The following is a 522-nucleotide window of genomic DNA, read 5'->3' as shown; positions in this document are numbered from 1 at the left end:
ATACAGTCTTATAACTATGGCGGTGGCTATGTGGGATATGTGGCAGGAAAAGGAAAAAAACACACTTTTAATCTTGCAGAGAGCTTCGCCCGTGAGAAATCGGGTGGAAAGAAAGTAACCTACACCAACCCGATAGCCGTTGCTAAGAATGGGGGCTGGCGGTATGGCTATGGAAATATGTTCTATGTGGAAGTAGTCAATCAGTATTTAGCAGTTCCGCAGGTATCGGGAGAACTGGCACAAAAGGTAATGAATGAAGCGTTGAAATATCAAGGCTGGAAGTATGTGTATGGTGGCAGTAACCCGAATACTTCCTTTGATTGTTCGGGATTGACGCAATGGTGCTATGGAAAAGCTGGTATCTCCTTACCGAGAACAGCACAAGCACAGTATGACGCAACCCAACATCTGCCACTCTCGCAGGCAAAAGCAGGCGATTTGGTGTTTTTCCATTCCACCTATAACGCTGGTTCGTATGTAACACACGTCGGTATTCTTGTTTCGCCGACACAGATGTACCAC

The 522-nt window shown here is 46.0% G+C and carries 1 protein-coding gene; it reads left to right on the top strand.

The genetic code is table 11. From position 1 onward, the window contains the following. On the top strand, nucleotides 1-522 hold a 522-nt coding region (locus WKT11_RS19845; protein ID WP_340285801.1), incomplete at both ends, for a C40 family peptidase.

Origin of the sequence: Blautia sp. HCN-1074 (assembly GCF_037890165.1) — a bacterium.
GTDB lineage: Bacteria > Bacillota > Clostridia > Lachnospirales > Lachnospiraceae > Blautia_A.
Note: the sequence above shows the minus strand (reverse complement) of the source record. Positions and strands in the feature narration are given on the sequence as shown.